The 16,385-nt window shown below is 70.9% G+C and carries 17 protein-coding genes and 1 pseudogene; 12 read left to right on the top strand and 6 right to left on the bottom strand.

Features of this window, described 5'->3' with window-relative positions:
- Positions 1-2: 2 nt before the first annotated feature.
- Together AC3ETA_RS12330 and AC3ETA_RS12325 are read left to right on the top strand one after the other, a co-directional pair.
- Complete coding sequence (locus AC3ETA_RS12330) at positions 3-494, top strand: hypothetical protein (RefSeq protein WP_432192887.1); 492 nt, start codon at positions 3-5, stop codon at positions 492-494.
- Positions 495-1,053: 559 nt separating this feature from the next.
- A pseudogene (locus AC3ETA_RS12325) lies at positions 1,054-1,314 on the top strand (thymidine kinase); the annotation flags it as partial.
- 18 nt (positions 1,315-1,332) lie between these two features.
- On the opposite strand, the gene AC3ETA_RS12320 reads toward AC3ETA_RS12325, so the two are convergent.
- Complete coding sequence (locus tag AC3ETA_RS12320; RefSeq protein WP_432192886.1) at positions 1,333-2,136, bottom strand: VOC family protein; 804 nt, start codon at positions 2,134-2,136, stop codon at positions 1,333-1,335.
- A gap of 293 nt (positions 2,137-2,429) precedes the next feature.
- On the opposite strand from AC3ETA_RS12320, the gene AC3ETA_RS12315 reads away from it, so the two are divergent.
- On the top strand, positions 2,430-3,317 hold the full coding sequence (locus AC3ETA_RS12315; RefSeq protein WP_432192885.1) for a sulfurtransferase: 888 nt from the start codon (positions 2,430-2,432) through the stop codon (positions 3,315-3,317).
- 155 nt (positions 3,318-3,472) lie between these two features.
- Here the strand turns inward: AC3ETA_RS12315 and sepH are convergent, their stop codons facing one another.
- The 3 genes from sepH to AC3ETA_RS12300 all read right to left on the bottom strand — a co-directional run bounded on the left by sepH (position 3,473) and on the right by AC3ETA_RS12300 (position 7,482).
- The gene (gene sepH / locus AC3ETA_RS12310) at positions 3,473-4,504 is read right to left on the bottom strand and encodes a septation protein SepH (RefSeq protein WP_432192884.1); all 1,032 of its coding nucleotides are present in this window, start codon (positions 4,502-4,504) and stop codon (positions 3,473-3,475) included.
- A 460-nt stretch (positions 4,505-4,964) separates the two neighbouring features.
- A complete protein-coding gene (locus tag AC3ETA_RS12305; protein WP_432192883.1) occupies positions 4,965-6,284 on the bottom strand; it encodes a D-arabinono-1,4-lactone oxidase in 1,320 nt (439 codons plus the stop codon).
- A complete protein-coding gene (locus AC3ETA_RS12300; protein ID WP_432192927.1) occupies positions 6,244-7,482 on the bottom strand; it encodes an MFS transporter in 1,239 nt (412 codons plus the stop codon). The genes AC3ETA_RS12305 and AC3ETA_RS12300 overlap by 41 nt, the downstream gene beginning before the upstream one ends.
- 186 nt (positions 7,483-7,668) lie before the next feature.
- On the opposite strand from AC3ETA_RS12300, the gene AC3ETA_RS12295 reads away from it, so the two are divergent.
- Both AC3ETA_RS12295 and AC3ETA_RS12290 read left to right on the top strand, forming a co-directional pair.
- Positions 7,669-8,796: a ferrochelatase gene (locus AC3ETA_RS12295; RefSeq protein WP_432192882.1), complete on the top strand. Its 1,128-nt coding sequence runs from the start codon at positions 7,669-7,671 to the stop codon at positions 8,794-8,796.
- Positions 8,797-8,804: 8 nt separating this feature from the next.
- Positions 8,805-9,620: an inositol monophosphatase family protein gene (locus AC3ETA_RS12290; RefSeq protein WP_432192881.1), complete on the top strand. Its 816-nt coding sequence runs from the start codon at positions 8,805-8,807 to the stop codon at positions 9,618-9,620.
- Between the two features lie 75 nt (positions 9,621-9,695).
- On the opposite strand, the gene AC3ETA_RS12285 is transcribed toward AC3ETA_RS12290, so the two are convergent.
- A complete protein-coding gene (locus tag AC3ETA_RS12285; protein WP_163017036.1) occupies positions 9,696-9,869 on the bottom strand; it encodes a hypothetical protein in 174 nt (57 codons plus the stop codon).
- Between the two features lie 418 nt (positions 9,870-10,287).
- Here AC3ETA_RS12285 and AC3ETA_RS12280 point away from each other — a divergent pair, with 418 nt between their 5' ends.
- The 4 genes from AC3ETA_RS12280 to AC3ETA_RS12265 all read left to right on the top strand — a co-directional run bounded on the left by AC3ETA_RS12280 (position 10,288) and on the right by AC3ETA_RS12265 (position 13,837).
- Positions 10,288-10,941 (top strand): response regulator transcription factor, encoded by a 654-nt coding sequence (locus AC3ETA_RS12280; protein WP_007385219.1) that lies wholly within the window; start codon positions 10,288-10,290, stop codon positions 10,939-10,941.
- Between the two features lie 6 nt (positions 10,942-10,947).
- On the top strand, positions 10,948-12,198 hold the full coding sequence (locus AC3ETA_RS12275) for a sensor histidine kinase (protein ID WP_432192880.1): 1,251 nt from the start codon (positions 10,948-10,950) through the stop codon (positions 12,196-12,198).
- A gap of 405 nt (positions 12,199-12,603) precedes the next feature.
- Positions 12,604-12,900 (top strand): DUF4193 domain-containing protein, encoded by a 297-nt coding sequence (locus AC3ETA_RS12270; protein ID WP_005481602.1) that lies wholly within the window; start codon positions 12,604-12,606, stop codon positions 12,898-12,900.
- Positions 12,901-12,913: 13 nt separating this feature from the next.
- Positions 12,914-13,837, top strand: coding sequence for a hypothetical protein (locus AC3ETA_RS12265; protein WP_432192879.1), 924 nt, complete (start codon positions 12,914-12,916; stop codon positions 13,835-13,837).
- A gap of 130 nt (positions 13,838-13,967) precedes the next feature.
- On the opposite strand, the gene AC3ETA_RS12260 is transcribed toward AC3ETA_RS12265, so the two are convergent.
- Positions 13,968-14,429 carry a DUF3093 domain-containing protein gene (locus tag AC3ETA_RS12260; protein WP_432192878.1) on the bottom strand — a complete coding sequence of 154 codons (462 nt, stop codon included), beginning with the start codon at positions 14,427-14,429 and terminating at the stop codon, positions 13,968-13,970.
- 58 nt (positions 14,430-14,487) lie between these two features.
- Between AC3ETA_RS12260 and AC3ETA_RS12255 the strand changes: the two genes are divergently transcribed.
- Genes AC3ETA_RS12255 through AC3ETA_RS12245 form a run of 3 tightly spaced genes read left to right on the top strand, consistent with a single transcriptional unit; the run spans position 14,488 to position 16,380 of the window.
- Complete coding sequence (locus AC3ETA_RS12255; RefSeq protein WP_432192877.1) at positions 14,488-15,072, top strand: PaaI family thioesterase; 585 nt, start codon at positions 14,488-14,490, stop codon at positions 15,070-15,072.
- Positions 15,069-15,620 carry a dUTP diphosphatase gene (dut, locus tag AC3ETA_RS12250; protein ID WP_432192876.1) on the top strand — a complete coding sequence of 184 codons (552 nt, stop codon included), beginning with the start codon at positions 15,069-15,071 and terminating at the stop codon, positions 15,618-15,620. Before AC3ETA_RS12255 ends, dut begins: the two co-directional genes overlap by 4 nt.
- Before the next feature lies 1 nt (position 15,621).
- Positions 15,622-16,380, top strand: coding sequence for a DUF3710 domain-containing protein (locus AC3ETA_RS12245; protein ID WP_432192875.1), 759 nt, complete (start codon positions 15,622-15,624; stop codon positions 16,378-16,380).
- Positions 16,381-16,385: the final 5 nt, after the last annotated feature.

Below are 16,385 nucleotides of genomic sequence, written 5' to 3'. Positions count from 1 at the left end.
CCATGCACTGGGCCGTTGAGGAACTGCGGCGCATCATGACGCCACCGGAAGTCGGTGACGCCGTGGACTGGGACTCGGTGCGGGACGAGTTCGGATGGGTTCTTCCCGCCGACTACCGTGATTTCGTGGCGGTGTACGGGATGGGGGCGATCAGCGACTCGATCGCGATCTCGACCCCCCCGTTCCCTGGCTATCCCTACGGGGATCACCTGCTGTACAACGTCGAGTACCCGCCGCCGGACGGCGTGCTGCAATGGGGCACGAACGAGGCCGCCGACAGCTTCCTCTGGCGCTGCAACGGGGCACCCGATCAGTGGACGGTGGTCTTTTCTCCCAGAAGACGTGACCGGCAGCTCGGCTACGACATGGGCATGGCGGAATTTCTGCTGCTGCTCGTGCAAGGCCGCATCAGCGTTCCACTCGGCGCTCAGCTGGACATCAACCCGCCGACGTACGAGACATGGCGCGATGAGGAGCGCCGTCTCCTCGATTGAGCAGGAGCGCGACATCCGTTGAGCGGGGATGCCGCCACGGCACCGGCCGAGCGCCGCGCCGGTAGGGCCGGCGCCGTAGCCATCGAGGACTTCCGTTCAATGTCGAGCCGGGGGCGGCCGACCGGGCCATGGCGGACGGTACTCGCGCTCAAGGTCTGGATGCCTGGGCGCTGCACGACTGCGGAAGAACAGGTTCGCGGCTTCGGCCTCGAAGGGGGGCGCCGGTCGTTGTGATGGGCGGCGGCCAGGCGGTCGCACCGGCAAGACGCACGCCACGACCGGGCTCGTCGTGAGGGCCTGCCAGGCGGGCGGGCCGAGGAAAACGGCGTTCCCCTTGGCCGTTCTGAAGTCGAGTGTTCCCAGGTGCGGTGCGGCCTCCCCGCCGTGGATCTTCGCGGACGGCGACCTCGCGCTGCACGCAGGCGACCAGGTAGGAGTGGTGTGTCCAGGACTTGGTGCGGGCGCGTTCGACGGCGTCCAGCGGGGCCGGGCCGTCACGGCGAGGGTAGGGAAGGCCAGGCCGGCGTCGAAGAAGAGCAGCAGGTACACGGGCTGCGTCATCACTGTGGAACTCGCCGACCGGGTCGAGGTGCTCCAGGTCGAGGCCCTGTGCTGGTGCGGCGCCCGCGCCACCCACAACGCCCGCACGACAGGCGGCGAGATGGTCGTCGAGGGCGCCCAGGTGGTCGTCGGCGACGTCAACCAGTCCGACGCCGTCGGCTACGAGGTCCTGTGCCGCCACCACCGCCGCCGGATGACGGCGGCCAGCGCACGGGCGGCGGCGCTGTCCCCGGACGTGCTGCCGGTGCAGCCGGCCTGAGTCGTCGCGCGGCCGTCGTCAGCGCGGGTTCTGGATCACGGAGAACCTGGCGCCCTCGGGATCCGCGACCGTCGCCACCCTGCCGTGTGCGCTGTCGTGGGCCGGCCGCAGGACATGGCCGCCGAGGCCGACGATCCGCTCCACCGCGACGTCCGCGTCGGCGACTTCGAAGTACGTCATCCAGTGCGGGCCCCGGTCGCGGGGCAGGGCGGTGCCGACGCCGTGGATGCCGGCGACCGGTCGGCCGTCGAGGTACAGGCCGACGTAGTCGAGGTCGGCGGAGGCCGCCGCCTCCCCCTCGTAGCCGAACACCGTCTCGTAGAACTTGGCGACGGTCACCGTCTCGAAGGTCACCAGCTCGTTCCAGGCCGGGGTGCCGGGCACGCCGGTGATGGCCGTGCCGAGGTGGGCGGCCGTCTGCCAGATGCCGAAGACGGCGCCGGAGGGGTCGGAGCAGATCGCCATCCGGCCGGCCTCGGCGGCGTCCAGCGGGCCGACGCCGACGGTGCCGCCGCACAGCCGTACCGTGTCGGCGGTCAGGTCCACGTCGTTCGAGGCGAGGTAGGGCGTCCAGGCGACGGGGAGGTGACGGTCGGGCGGCAGCTGGCCGATGCCGGCGACCTCACGGCCGTCGAGCAGGGCCCGCACATAGGGGCCGAGCTGCTGGGGGCCGGGGCGGAACTCCCAGCCGAACAGCGCTTGGTAGAACTCCTGGGTCGCGGCCAGCCCGTGCACCATCAGGCTCACCCAGCAGGGCGTGCCGGGCGAGTGCCGAGCGTGCGTCACGCTGTTCGGGCCGGCCGACCCCCGTGCCTCGGTCATCGTCACTCTCTCCTCGGCCCTCGTGGTGGCCGCGTCTCATCCGCTGTCCCGCCCCGTGCCGATGCTCGCACCGCCCGTGGTCGTGCGCGCTGCGGGCACGCCGCCGCACGACGGCCGCCGACCGGAGGATGCCCGGTGTGCGAGGGACTGCCCGTTTCCGTGCGATTGCCGACGGATGTCGATCGGCTGTACAGCATGTGCCCGATCCCGTACGCCTCGTGATCGGGCCTGTCCGGCGGGCAGAGTATCCGGAGCGGGGCGATGCGGCCACCCCGTGCGCGAGGATGGTGGCCATGAACGCCATCATCACCGCATCCGACCTCGCGAGCGCGCTGACGGGGCAGCAGCCGCCGGTGCTGCTCGACGTCCGCTGGCAGTTGAGCCTGGCCAAGACCCCTGGCGAGCCCCCGTTCGACGGCCGCAAGGCCTACGAGTCCGGCCACGTCCCCGGCGCGGTCTACGTCGATCTGGACCGGGAACTGGCCTCCGCGCCCGGCTCGCACGGCCGTCACCCCCTTCCCGACTTGGCTGAATTCGGTACGGCGATGCGACGGGCGGGCGTGTCCTCGGGGACGCCGGTGGTCGTGTACGACGGCGGGCAGGGCTGGGCGGCGGCCCGTGCCTGGTGGCTGCTGCGCTGGACGGGGCACCCCGACGTGCGGGTCCTGGACGGCGGACTGCCGGCCTGGCGGGGCCCGCTGGAGACCTCGGTGCCGACGCCGGCGCAGGGCGACTTCCAGCCGGTTCCGGGCGCGACGGGTCTGCTCGACGCCGACGGCGCCGCGGCTCTCGCCCGGTCGGGGGTACTGCTGGACGCACGAGCGGGTGAGCGCTACCGCGGCGAGGTCGAGCCGATCGACCCCGTCGGCGGTCACATCCCCGGCGCGGTGTCCGCCCCCACCAACGAAAACGTCGCCCCGGACGGCCGCTTCCTGCCCGCCGAGGAACTCGCCGCCCGCTTCAAGTCCCTGGGCGCCTCCGAGGACACCCGGGTCGGCGTCTACTGCGGCTCGGGAGTCTCCGCCGCGCACGAGGCCCTGGCCCTGGCGGTCGCGGGCATCCCGGCCGATCTGTACGTCGGATCCTGGTCGGAGTGGTCCTCGGACCCGTCCCGTCCGGTGGCCGTGGGAGCGGATCCGCAAGAGAGCGAGCGCCGGGCAGGACGGTCCGCGGGCGACTGACGCTCAGCCGTCCGGGTGCCGCCGCGCGTGGCAGCGCCAAGTGGCCGCCGACGCAGCCCCGCAGACAGGCCGAGGGCCGCGTTGCGAACAACGCGGCCCTCGTCTTCGTACGGCCGCACGGGCAGCCGTACGACCGTCGACCGTCGGTCTACCGGCTACTCCTGCTTCTTCCTGCGGGTGCCGAACACGATCTCGTCCCAGCTCGGGACGGCGGCCCGGCGGCCCGGACGGACGCCGTCCGCCTCGGCCTGGCGGTCGGTGGCGCCGATGAGGCGATCGCGATGGCTGCCCACGGAGCGCGGCATGAGGACGTCCGCGTAGGCGGAACCGGCCGACGCGGCCGGAGCGGGCGGCTCCTCCGCGGCCGGTTCGGCCTGCGGCTCCTCCACCTCGGGCTCCGCGGGGCGCTCGGGCACCACCATGTCGCCGCGGAAGCTCGGCACCGCCTCCAGCAGGCTGGTCAGCGAGTCCCGCTCCTCCGTGATCTCCTCGACCGGTTCGGAGGCCTGCGCGGGCAGGCTCGGCCGGTCGAGGGCGCGGTCCATGGAACGCTCACGCGGAAGCCGGGCGATCCGCGGCACGAACGGGAAGCTGGGCTCCGGCGCGGCGAGGTCGTCGGACTCGCCGATCAGCGAGCGCGCCTCCTCGTCGACGGCCTGGACGAGCCGCCTGGGCGGGTCGTAGGTCCAGCTCGCCGAGTGCGGTTCGCCCGCCACCAGGTAGACCAGCAGCACTTCCCAGGTGCCGTCGTCGCGGCGCCACGAGTCCCACTGCACGGTGTCCTTGTCGGCGCCGCGCAGCAGCAGCCGCTCCTGGACGGCCTCACCGAGCTGCGGACCCGTGGCGTTCTCACCGGGCCGGCGCACCGGAGTCTTGCGCGCCCGCTCGGCCATGAAGGCACGCTCGGCGAGCACGGGACCCTCGAAGCGCCGCACGCGGTCGACGGGGATGCCGGCGAGCTGGGCGACCTCTTCCGCGGTGGCACCGGCGCGTATACGCGCCTGGATGTCGCGGGGGCGGAGATGGCTCTCCACCTCGATCTCGATCTGGCCGAGGCGCGGACGGTCGCCGCGCACGGCTGCGCGCAGGCGTTCGTCGATCGGAAGGGTGTACTCCGTTGCGTCGGCAGCCTTCAGCACCAGCCGTGTGCCGTCATTTGAGACGGCCACGACACGCAGTTCGGGCATGGGGACCTCCCGGGTGGTGCCTGCCGACGTCACGTGCGTCGCTGCTTCCGCTAGTCGAGTGTGGCCTGCCCGGGTGCAGCCTGCCACAACCTTGCCGAGTTGCCCGGCGTGTCGGGCCAGGGCCCTGGATCGCCGTTATGGCACGGTTACCTATTCGCAACGCTAAGTGACAACTTCGTCACCCTGTGCAACTGGCCCCCTCCCGGTGGTCCTTGGAGGCCACGGATGCCCAGGCGGGAGACCGGACCCAGGGCTCGCCACAGTACTCCATTTGGGCCACGTGCGTGGATTGGCACGCCGCCCAACTTCTGACAAGAGGCGTGACTCGGCCGTGGGTTGGGCGGTTTTCGACCTTGAACGTGGCGTACTTCACGCAAATGTCAGAAACGGAACCAATGCTTTCGACCGTACGCGCCCCTGTCGGGCAGTTGGCCGGACGGGCGGGCTCGCGGGCCGGGCGCTACGCACCCAACACCCTGCGCAGGTAGTCGTTCTGGAACAGCCGGTCGGGGTCGAGCCGGTCCCGCAGCGCGGTGAACTCCTCGAAGCGCGGGTAGACCCCGGCGAAGTACTCGGCGTCGCGCGTGTGGATCTTGCCCCAGTGCGGGCGCCCTTCGTGCGCCGTGAAGATGCGTTCGGCCGCGGTGAAGTACCGCTGGAACGGGGTGCCCTTGACCATGTGGACGGCGATGTACGCGCTGTCGCGCCCCGAGGCGGTGGACAGGGTGATGTCGTCGGCCGGGGCGGTGCGCACCTCGACGGGGAAGCTGACCCGCAGGCCGGAGCGCTCGACCATGGCCTTGAGTTCGCGCAGCGTCTCGACCACGGCCTCGCGCGCGACGGCGTACTCCATCTCCACGAAGCGCACCCGGCGCGGTGATGTGAAGACCTTGTAGGGGATGTCCGTGTAAGTCCGCGAGGAGAGGGCCTTGCTGGAGACCTGGGCTATCGCCGGGACGGTGGCGGGCACCGCGCGGCCGACCCACTGGGCCACCTGGAAGACGCCGTTGGAGAGCAGTTCGTCCTCGAACCAGCCCGCGAGCTGCCCCACCGGCTTCTCGGGTCCCGGGCTTCTGTTGTTCCGCTTGGTGTTGGTGCTGCCGGTGTGCGGGAACCAGTAGAACTCGAAGTGCTCGTTCTCGGTCCACAGTTCGTCGAACTCCGCCAGGACCCGTGCGAACGGCATCGGTTCCTCGCGCGCGGCCAGCAGGAAGAGCGGCTCCACGGCGAAGGTGATCGCGGTGACGACGCCCAGGGCACCGAGGCCGATACGGGCGGCGGCGAAGACCTCCGGATTCTCCTTCTCGGAGCAGGTGAGCACCGAGCCGTCGGCCGTGACCAGTTCCAGGGCCTTGATCTGGGCGGCGATCGAGGCCGAGTCGCGGCCCGTGCCGTGCGTGCCGGTGCTGGTGGCGCCGGAGACCGTCTGCTCCATGATGTCGCCCATGTTCGTGAGCGACAGGCCCTCGCGTGCCAGAGCCATGTTGAGGCGCTTGAGCGGGGTGCCGGCCTCGACCGTGACGGTCCCGGCCTCGCGGTCGATGGAGCGGATCCCGGTCAGCAGCTGAGGGCGGACCAGCACGCCGTCGGTGGCGGCTATGGAAGTGAAGGAGTGCCCGCTGCCGACCGCCTTCACCTTCAGGCCGTCCTCGGCGGCCCGGCGTATCGCCGCGGCCAGTTCCTCCACGGACGCCGGAGCGACCTCCCGCGCGGGGCGGGTGGCGACATTGCCGCCCCAGTTACGCCACGTGCCGTTCTTCCCGCTCGCTGTGCTGCTCAACGGTGCCCTCCCGACGCGGAGCCGGCCTGCTGAGCCGGCGGTACCCCAGGAAACCGACCGCGACCGCGACGGCCCCGGACACCGCCGGAACCCCGTACCCGGCGTCCGCACCGGCTGCGTCGATCACCCAGCCGGCCATGGAGGAGCCGAGCGCGACCCCGACCGCCAGCCCGGTGCTCACCCAGGTCATGCCCTCGGTCAGTTGCGCGCGTGGTACGTGCTCTTCGATCAGGGACATGGTGGTGATCATCGTGGGAGCGACGGCCATGCCCGAGACGAACAGCGCCACGGCCAGAAACGGCAAGTTTCCGACCAGTAGGAGGGGGATCATACTCACGGCCATCGCGCATATGCCCAGCAGCCAACGACGTTCGGGCGCCCCCTTGAAGCGCAGCAGCCCGAAGACGAGGCCCGCCGCGCAGGAGCCCGCCGCGTACAACGCCAGGACCACGCTCGCGGCGCTCTTGTGCCCCTGCTCGTCCGCGAAGGCCACGGTGACCACGTCGACGGCCCCGAAGATCGCGCCGGTCGCCACGAAGGTGGCCACCAGCACCTGGAGCCCGGGGGCGCGCAGGGCCGAGCTGCCGCCCTGCTTCTCGCGCGGATGCGGCGCGGGCTCGGTGGAGCGCTGCGCGGTCAGCCAGAAGACGCCGACCGCCAGGAAGCAGCCCGCGAGCAGTGGCCCGGCCTCGGGGAACCAGGCCGTCGACAGCCCGATGGAGATGATCGGCCCGAAGATGAAGCACACCTCGTCGATCACGGACTCGAAGGAGTACGCCGTGTGCAGCTGGGGCGTCCCGCGGTACAGCGCGGCCCAGCGGGCCCGGATCATCGCCCCCACGCTCGGCACACAGCCGATGCCGGCACATGCCACGAACAGCACCCAGTCCGGCCACGAGTAGTGCGCCGCGAACAGCAGCAGGGCTCCCGCGGCGAGCGAGATCAGCGTCGCCGGACGCAGCACGCGCGCCTGCCCGTACTGGTCCACCATGCGCGAGACCTGGGGGCCCGCCACGGCCGCAGCGAGCGCGATCGTGGCCGACAGGGCGCCGGCCAGGCCGTACCGCCCGGTCAGCTGCGACACCATGGTCACCACGCCGATGCCCATCATCGACAGCGGCATCCGGCCGAGAAGACCCGCGGCGGAGAAGGCCTTGGAGCCGGGGGCGGCGAACAGGGCGCGGTAGGGGCTGGGCACGGGGTCTCCGGTCAAGGCGGAAGCATGCGTGGACGGGTGAGGCTCTGGAGCGCGCGGTAAGGCGTGTCGTCAGCCGAGACAGCTTACGAGTTAGGTGACCCTAACGCACCCGTCCGGACGCAGGGGGAACCCGGGTCGACACCCCGCCGTTTCCCGGCTGTCAGTACCGGATGACAGGATCGACCCATGCCAGACGCGCGCGATGCCAGCCCCTACGACGCCTTGCTCCTGCTCTCCTTCGGCGGCCCCGAGGGCCCGGACGACGTGATCCCGTTCCTGGAGAACGTCACCCGCGGGCGGGGCATCCCCACCGAACGCCTGAGGGAAGTCGGCGAGCACTACTTCCGGTTCGGCGGCGTCAGCCCCATCAACGCCCAGAACCGCGCCCTGCTGGACGCCCTGCGCAAGGACTTCGCCGAGCACGGTCCGGATCTGCCGATCTACTGGGGCAACCGCAACTGGGCGCCGTATCTGACGGACACGCTGCGTGAGATGGTCACCGACGGCCACCGCCGCGTCCTGGTCCTCGCCACCAGCGCCTACGCCTCCTACTCGGGCTGCCGTCAGTACCGCGAGAACCTCGCCGACTCGCTGGCCGCGCTGGAGGCCGAGGGCCTCGAACTGCCCAGGATCGACAAGCTGCGGCACTACTTCAACCACCCCGGCTTCCTGGAGCCGATGATCGACGGCGTGCTGCGCTCCCTGGCCGACCTCCCCGAGGACGTCCGGGCCGGCGCGCACATCGCGTTCTCCACCCACTCCATCCCGATCGCCGCGGCCGACAGCTCCGGCCGCGTCGAGGACCACGGCGACGGCGGCGCGTACGTCGCCGAGCACCTGGACGTGGCCCGGCTGATCGTCGACGCCGTCCGTGAGCGCACGGGCGTGGACCACCCCTGGCAGCTCGTCTACCAGTCCCGCTCCGGCGCCCCGCACATCCCCTGGCTGGAGCCCGACATCTGCGACCACCTCCAGGAGCGGCACGCGGCCGGCGTCCCGGCGGTCGTGATCGCGCCCATCGGCTTCGTCTCCGACCACATGGAGGTCCTCTACGACCTCGACACCGAGGCCAAGGACAAGGCCGAGGAGCTCGGCCTGCCGATGCGCCGCTCGGCGACCGTCGGCGACGACCCGCGTTTCGCCGCCGCGGTCCGCGACCTCGTCCTGGAGCGCGCCGCTGTGGAGCGCGCCGAGGAGGTCACGCCCTGCGCGCTCGGCGCGCTCGGCGCGAGCCACAACCTCTGCCCGGTCGGCTGCTGCCCGTCCCGCGCACCGAGGCCCGCAGCAGCCGGCGCCGACAGCCCCTACGCATGAGGAGCCCCGTGACCGACGCCCTGCCCACGGAACTGCTCACCCTGGCCCGGGAGGCGGCCCGCCGCGCCGGTGAACTCCTGCGCGACGGCCGCCCGGCCGACCTCGCGGTGGCCGCTACCAAGTCCAGCCCGATCGACGTCGTCACCGAGATGGACATCGCGGCCGAGAAGCTGATCACGAACCTGATCTCCGAGCAGCGACCCGACGACGGCTTCCTCGGCGAGGAGGGCGCCTCCACCGAGGGCACGAGCGGCGTCCGATGGGTGATCGACCCCCTGGACGGCACGGTCAACTACCTCTACGGACTGCCGACCTGGTCCGTCTCCATCGCCGTCGAGCAGGACGGCGAGACCGTGGCCGGTGTCGTGGCGGTCCCCATGCGCGGCGAGACGTTCCACGCGCTGCGGGGCGAGGGCGCCTGGGCGACGGGCCCCTGGGAGGGCGAGCGCCGGCTCACCTGCCGTCCCACGGCCCCTCTCGACCAGGCCCTGGTCTCGACCGGCTTCAACTACGTCACCGAGGTCCGCACCCACCAGGCCGACGTGGCCCGGCGCCTGATCCCCCTCCTGCGCGACATCCGCCGGGGCGGCTCGGCCGCGATCGACCTCTGTGACCTGGCGGCCGGCCGCCTGGACGGCTACTACGAGCGCGGCCTGAACGCCTGGGACTTCGCCGCGGGCGACCTCATCGCCCGCGAGGCGGGTGTCCTGACCGGCGGCCGGCCCGGGGAACGCCCCTCCCGTGACCTGACGGTCGCCGCGACACCGGGAGTCTTCGAACCCCTTCAGCAGCTGCTGGAGAACTTCGGCGCCTGGCACGACTGACCGGGCGGACACGCACGAAAAAGGCGGCCCCCGGCGCTGGATTCGCCGGGGGCCGCAGTGGTACCGAAAAGCCGATCAGACGCCAGACGCGCTGACTTCCACACCATGCTCGGCGGCGAGGCGGCGCAGGTCGTCGAGCTCGCCCTGCTCCACCTCGACGAGGAAGTCGTCGCCCTCGTCACGTGCCCGCGTCAGGTCGGACTCGGTCGTCTTTATGCGCTGCAGAAGTCCTGCGGTGAATGCGTCCATGCTGCGCCCCCTCGTCCTGGGTCGTGGGTCGGTGGCACGGGGGTGTGCCGTTCGGAAGGGGCGATCACGTCTCCAGTAGGTGCCCAGCGCTGCCCAGGCCGGGCGGCGACGGTGCCGGACACCCACACCCGCTCTGCGGAAAGCGGATCCCCTCGTACCGCAAGGTGGTGCGGCACAAGCAGAGCGTGATCGCGGGGTGTACATGCCGTCCTCCCCGCGGTCCCTCCCACGGAAACCTCAACCGGAAGAGAAAATCTCGCATTCCCGGGCCTCACACCTGTCCTGCATGCTCCACTCACCCGTCTTACCGCCGACTTATGGCCGAAAAGGGCAGGATGGAGGCCAGGAGACCCGACAAACACACCTGCCCGCGCGCGGCACAACCGCTACGCGGGTGGACACAGGAAGGACAAGCGACGTGCGCGTACTCGTCGTCGAGGACGAGCAGCTGCTCGCCGATGCGGTGGCCACCGGACTGCGCCGGGAGGCCATGGCCGTCGACGTCGTGTACGACGGTGCGGCCGCCCTGGAGCGCATCGGCGTCAACGACTACGACGTGGTCGTCCTTGACCGCGACCTCCCGCTGGTGCACGGCGACGACGTCTGCCGCAAGATCGTCGAACTCGGCATGCCCACCCGCGTGCTGATGCTCACGGCCTCCGGCGATGTCAGCGACCGGGTCGAGGGACTGGAGATCGGCGCCGACGACTACCTTCCCAAGCCCTTCGCCTTCAGCGAGCTGACGGCACGCGTGCGTGCCCTCGGCCGCCGCACCAGCGTGCCGCTGCCGCCCGTCCTGGAGCGGGCCGGCATCAAGCTGGACCCCAACCGCCGTGAGGTCTTCCGCGACGGCAAGGAGGTGCAGCTCGCGCCGAAGGAGTTCGCCGTGCTGGAGGTATTGATGCGCAGCGAGGGCGCGGTCGTCTCCGCCGAGCAGCTCCTGGAGAAGGCGTGGGACGAGAACACCGACCCGTTCACGAACGTCGTGCGGGTGACCGTCATGACGCTGCGCCGCAAGCTGGGCGAGCCGCCGGTCATCGTGACCGTCCCGGGTTCCGGCTACCGGATCTGATCCGCGATGGCCGCCACTCCCGCGCCTCCCCAGGCGCCCCCGAAGCCCACCTGGGACCCCCGCAGGTCGGAGCCGCCCTTCCCGTGGCTGCGCCCGACGATCCGGATAAGGCTCACGCTGCTGTACGGCGGGATGTTCCTGATCGCCGGCATCCTGCTGCTGTCGATCATCTACCTGCTGGCCGCACAGGCCATCAACACCGGCAACGAACCGCTGTTCAAGATCGTGGGCGGCGCCGAGCTCAAGGTCACCAGCGACAACTGCCCGGCGATCAACAACGCCTCCAACCTCACCTACCCGCAGTTCAACGACGCGGTCAGCGCCTGTATCGACGATCAGCGCCGGGTCGCCCTCGACGATCTGCTCAGCCGGTCCCTGCTGGCCCTGCTCGGCCTCGCGATCATCGCCTTCGCCTTCGGCTACGCGATGGCCGGCCGGGTCCTGTCGCCGCTGGGCCGCATCACCCGTACCGCCCGCGCGGTGGCCGGCTCGGACCTGTCCCGCCGTATCGAACTGGACGGTCCGGACGACGAGCTGAAGGAGCTGGCCGACACCTTCGACGACATGCTGGAGCGGCTGCAACGGGCCTTCACCGCCCAGCAGCGCTTCGTCGGGAACGCCTCGCACGAGCTGCGCACGCCACTGGCGATCAACCGCACGCTGCTCGAGGTGCACCTCTCCGACCCGAACGCACCGGTGGAGCTCCAGCAACTGGGCAAGACACTGCTGGCCACCAACGAGCGCAGTGAGCAGCTCGTGGAGGGCCTGCTGCTGCTCGCCCGCAGCGACAATCAGATCGTCGAGCGCAAGCCGGTCGACCTCGCCGAGGTCGCCGAGCAGGCCGTCGACCAGGTGCACGCCGAGGCGGAGGCCAAGGGCGTGGTGATCCGCGGCGAACAGAAGACCGCGGTGGTCCAGGGCAATGGCGTCCTGCTGGAGCGCATCGCCCTGAACCTGGTGCAGAACGCCGTCCGGTACAACGTCCCGGAGGACGGCTGGGTCGAGGTCACCACCGAGGTCCAGCACGGGCAGGCGGTCCTGGTCGTGTCGAACACCGGGCCGGTGGTGCCGGCGTACGAGATCGACAACCTCTTCGAGCCGTTCAGGCGGCTCAGGACGGAACGCACGGGCAGTGACAAGGGTGTGGGCCTCGGCCTCTCCATCGTGCGGTCGGTGGTGCGGGCCCACGGCGGCCACATCTCGGCCCAGCCGCGTGAAGGAGGCGGGCTCGTGATGCGAGTCACCCTGGCGGTCTGAGACCATGTGCGCCGACACACGCCGCCGGCACGGGGATGTTCGCTTTGCGCGGAATTTTCTGGGCACTCGGCGGGCGGAACCGTGTGTGATCGATCACAAGCACGAATTTCAGGCCATCTACTCTCCGTGATCATGCGACCGGTCGGAAAGCCAGGAAAATCCGGGTTTTCGGGGGTCTTGATCACGGGAAGTACACGGTGAGACGCCTTTGAACTGCGGCATTAGGACCGTGTACGGTCCCGTTCGCCATCCAAGCCGATCACTCTTGAGGGGTCCGGTTGGGTGTCGATTGAGTAACAGACCTTGATGTGAGGCAAAATCTCCGCCTCGGGTCGGGCACAAGTCCGGCCTCTCACGCGTTACGTGCGCTGGAGACACCGCAGACACCCAGAGGGGGAGAGCGACATGGCAACGGATTACGACACCCCACGCAAGACCGACGACGACGTTGACTCGGACAGCCTTGAAGAGCTGAAGGCGCGGCGGAACGACAAGTCGACCTCCGCTGTGGACGTCGACGAGTTCGAGGCCGCCGAGGGCCTGGAGCTGCCCGGCGCGGACCTCTCGAACGAGGAGCTGGCCGTCCGGGTGCTGCCGAAGCAGCAGGACGAGTTCACCTGCATGAGCTGCTTCCTGGTGCACCACCGCAGCCAGCTGGCCCGGGAGAAGAACGGTCAGCCGATCTGCCGCGACTGCGACTGAGGCCGGGTCGGGCATGACTGGCTCGACCCCTCCTCGGAAGCGCCGCTTCCTCAGGCGGGGAGCGGACCAAGGGCCGTCCGACGGCCCGTACGGCGCGCGTGACGACGAGCGGGGCTCATCCGGTACGGGAGCCTCGCTCGAACCGATGTCCGGGGCTGACCTCCCGGCGTCGGCCGAGATTCCCGCGCCCGTCGCCCGGCGGCGGGTCGCGGTCATCCGGGAAAAGGCCCGGGAAGGCGTCCGCAGGGGCGGCAGCCGGGCCAGAGCGGGCCTCGGGTACCTGGCCGACCGGATCATCGAGATCGCCCCGCGTATCCCCGTACGTGACCTCGCGACGCTGCGGCGGCACTTCCCGGGCCTGGGGCCCGAGCAGATCGCCGACAAGCTGGTGGCGGGCGCGGCCAACGCGAGCTCGACGGTCGGAGCCGGCGTGGGCGCGGCGGCGATGCTGCCGGTGCCGCCCGCGATGCCGACCGAGCTGGCCGCCGAGATCACCGGTGTGGCCGCGATCGAGCTGAAGCTGATCGCCGAACTGCACGAGGTGTACGGCGTACGCCCGCCCGGCGGTCTCAAGGACCGCAGCACCGCGTATCTCTCCTCGTGGTCCGAGGAACGCGGCATCGACCCGATGAAGCCCACGACGATCAACGTCGCGCTCGGCGGGCAGATGAAGCGCGAGCTGCGTCAACAGATCATGAAGCGCATGGTGCGCAATCTGCCGAACCTGATGCCCTTCATGGTCGGTGCCGCTGTGGGCGCGGTCATGAACCGCCGGGACACGAAGAAGCTCGCGGCACGGATCCGGACGGACCTGCGGAAGGCGCAGGTGCCGTGGGAGGAGCTGCCCGAACTGCCGCCGCTGGAGCGCCCGGCGAAGCCACTGCCGATGGGGGACGACGCAAGCGCCCAGTGGCGCAAGGATCTCGGGCACGGCTGACCGGCCGGCGTCGCGGGCAGGTTTTCGCGACGGGCAGGTTTTCGCGACGGGCAGGTTTTCGCGACGGACAGGTTTTTGCGACGGGCAGAGGAAACCTTGACCGAGCCGGTCGACGGCCCGATCTGGTGTGCTAGGCCGCGGCCTTGGCCGCCCTGATCGCCTCCGCCAGCCGCTCGGGCTCACGCGTCGACAGGTACAGGTACGGCGTCGGGTCCTCGGGGTCGACGACCTCCACGCGCAGCGCCGTCGGGATGTACGCGCGCAGCAGCAGGAAGGCCCGGGTGTCGGCCTTGTGGGTGCGCCAGGCCCGCGCCTCCTCCGAGTCCATGACGTGCGCCTCGCCCAGTACCCGTACCGGAAGCTTCGCCTCGCCCGCGATCAGCGAGTCGCCCACCACGCGGATGCGGACGGAGCCGTACGAACTCGCCACGACCGCCGCCGCCGCGGTGCCGCCCGCCAGGCCCGCGAGCATGGGAAGCGTGCCGAACGGCAGCAGGATCAGGGCCAGCGAGAGCCCGACCAGGAACGAGATCAGCCACCAGGACCGGGGGGCGGTGAGGCGTTCTTCGTACGGGGCGGCGGAGAGCTGCATGGAGGCAAGCTTGGCACGGTGTCCGATCGCGGACGACGCGCGGGTAAGGTCTGCGGCTGTGAGAGGTACTTCAGCAGCTCTTGAGCCGCCGGCCGACGCCGTGAAACCGGTGCGTCATCCGGACGCGCCCGCGCCCGGGGAGCTCCTCGGCGCGCACTACGGCGAGTGTTTCGGCTGTGGCGGCGAGCAGCCCCACGGGCTGCACCTGGAGGCACGGGCCGGGGACGGCGTGCGGATCACCGCCGAGTTCACCGTGCAGGCCGCCCACCAGGGGGCGCCCGGGCTCGCGCACGGCGGTGTCCTCGCCACCGCCCTCGACGAGACCCTCGGCTCGCTGAACTGGCTGCTGCGGACCATCGCCGTGACCGGGCGGCTGGAGACCGACTTCGTGCGGCCGGTGCCGGTCGGCACGGTGCTGCACCTGGAGGCCGAGGTGACGGCGGTCGCGGGCCGCAAGATCTACTCCACCGCCACCGGGCGGATCGGCGGCCCCGACGGGCCCCTCGCGGTACGCGCCGACGCGCTCTTCATCGAGGTGAAGGTCGACCACTTCATCGACAACGGCCGCCCGGAGGAGATCCGGGCCGCCATGAACGACCCGGACCAGGTGCGGCGGTCCCGCGCCTTCGAGGTGAACCCGTGAGCCGTGAGCCCCTGAACGTGCTGATCCGGCGCGTCGATGCGGACGTACCGCTTCCGACGTACTCGCACCCCGGTGACGCGGGGGCCGATCTGCGGACGACCGAGAGCCGGGAACTGAAGCCAGGGGAGCGGGCCGTCCTGCCCACCGGGGTGTCGATCGCCCTCCCCGAGGGGTACGCGGCGTTCGTGCATCCGCGCTCGGGTCTCGCCGCCCGTCTCGGTGTCGCCCTCGTGAATGCCCCGGGGACGGTTGATGCCGGGTACCGTGGGGAGATCAAGGTGATCGTGGTGAATCTCGACCCGCACGAGCCCGTGCGGTTCGAGCGCTTCGACCGGATTGCCCAACTGGTTGTCCAGCAGGTCGAGAGGGTTCGCTTCCAGGAGGTCGCGGAACTTCCCGACTCGGCAAGGGCCGAGGGGGGCTTCGGGTCCACCGGCGGCCATGCCGCGGTGGGCGACAAAAGCGATAAAAGCGGTCAGGCCGCCGACGGCGGCACTACGGGTGGGAATCGATACGCTTCGGTCGTATCCGACCGGGAAGGACAGTGACGTGTTCGGACGTCGCAACAAGAAGGGTGCCGCCGAGGACGCGGCCGGCGAGCCCGAGCAGGTCGTCGACATCGACTCTGAGGCGGACGACGAGGGCACGCGCGAGCGTGTGCGGCTCGAACCGGAACCCCGGCCCGACGGGCCCTGGGACAGCTCCGAGGTCCGTGACCCCGCCGAGGGCCGGGTGGACCTGGGCGGCATGCTCGTGCCGGGCGTCGACGGCATGGAACTGCGCGTCGAGGTCGCGGGTGACGCGATCGTCGCGGCGACGGTCGTGCTGCGCGACAGCGCCATCCAGCTCCAGGCCTTCGCCGCCCCCAAGCGCGAGGGCATCTGGGGCGAGGTACGCGAGGAGATCGGCTCCGGCATCACCCAGCAGGGTGGCATCATCGACGAGGTCGAGGGGCCGCTCGGCTGGGAGCTGCGGGCTCAGGTTCCGGTGCAACTGCCGGACGGCACGGGTGGTTTCCAGGTCGTGCGGTTCGTCGGTGTGGACGGTCCCCGCTGGTTCCTGCGCGGTGTGATCTCGGGCCAGGGCGCGGTGCAGCCGCAGGCGGCCGGTCTGCTCGAGCAGATCTTCCGGGACACGGTCGTGGTCCGCGGCGAGGGTCCGATGGCCCCGCGCGACCCGATCGTCCTGCAGCTGCCCAACGACGCCCAGATGGTTCCCGAGGGCGTGCAGCAGGAGGAGGCGGGATCCCGCTTCTCCGGTGGCATGGGCCAGCTCCAGCGCGGGCCGGAGATCACCGAGGTGCGCTGAGCACC

This window comes from Streptomyces sp. bgisy027 (genome assembly GCF_057710365.1).
This window is presented reverse-complemented; position numbering and strand designations above follow the sequence as displayed.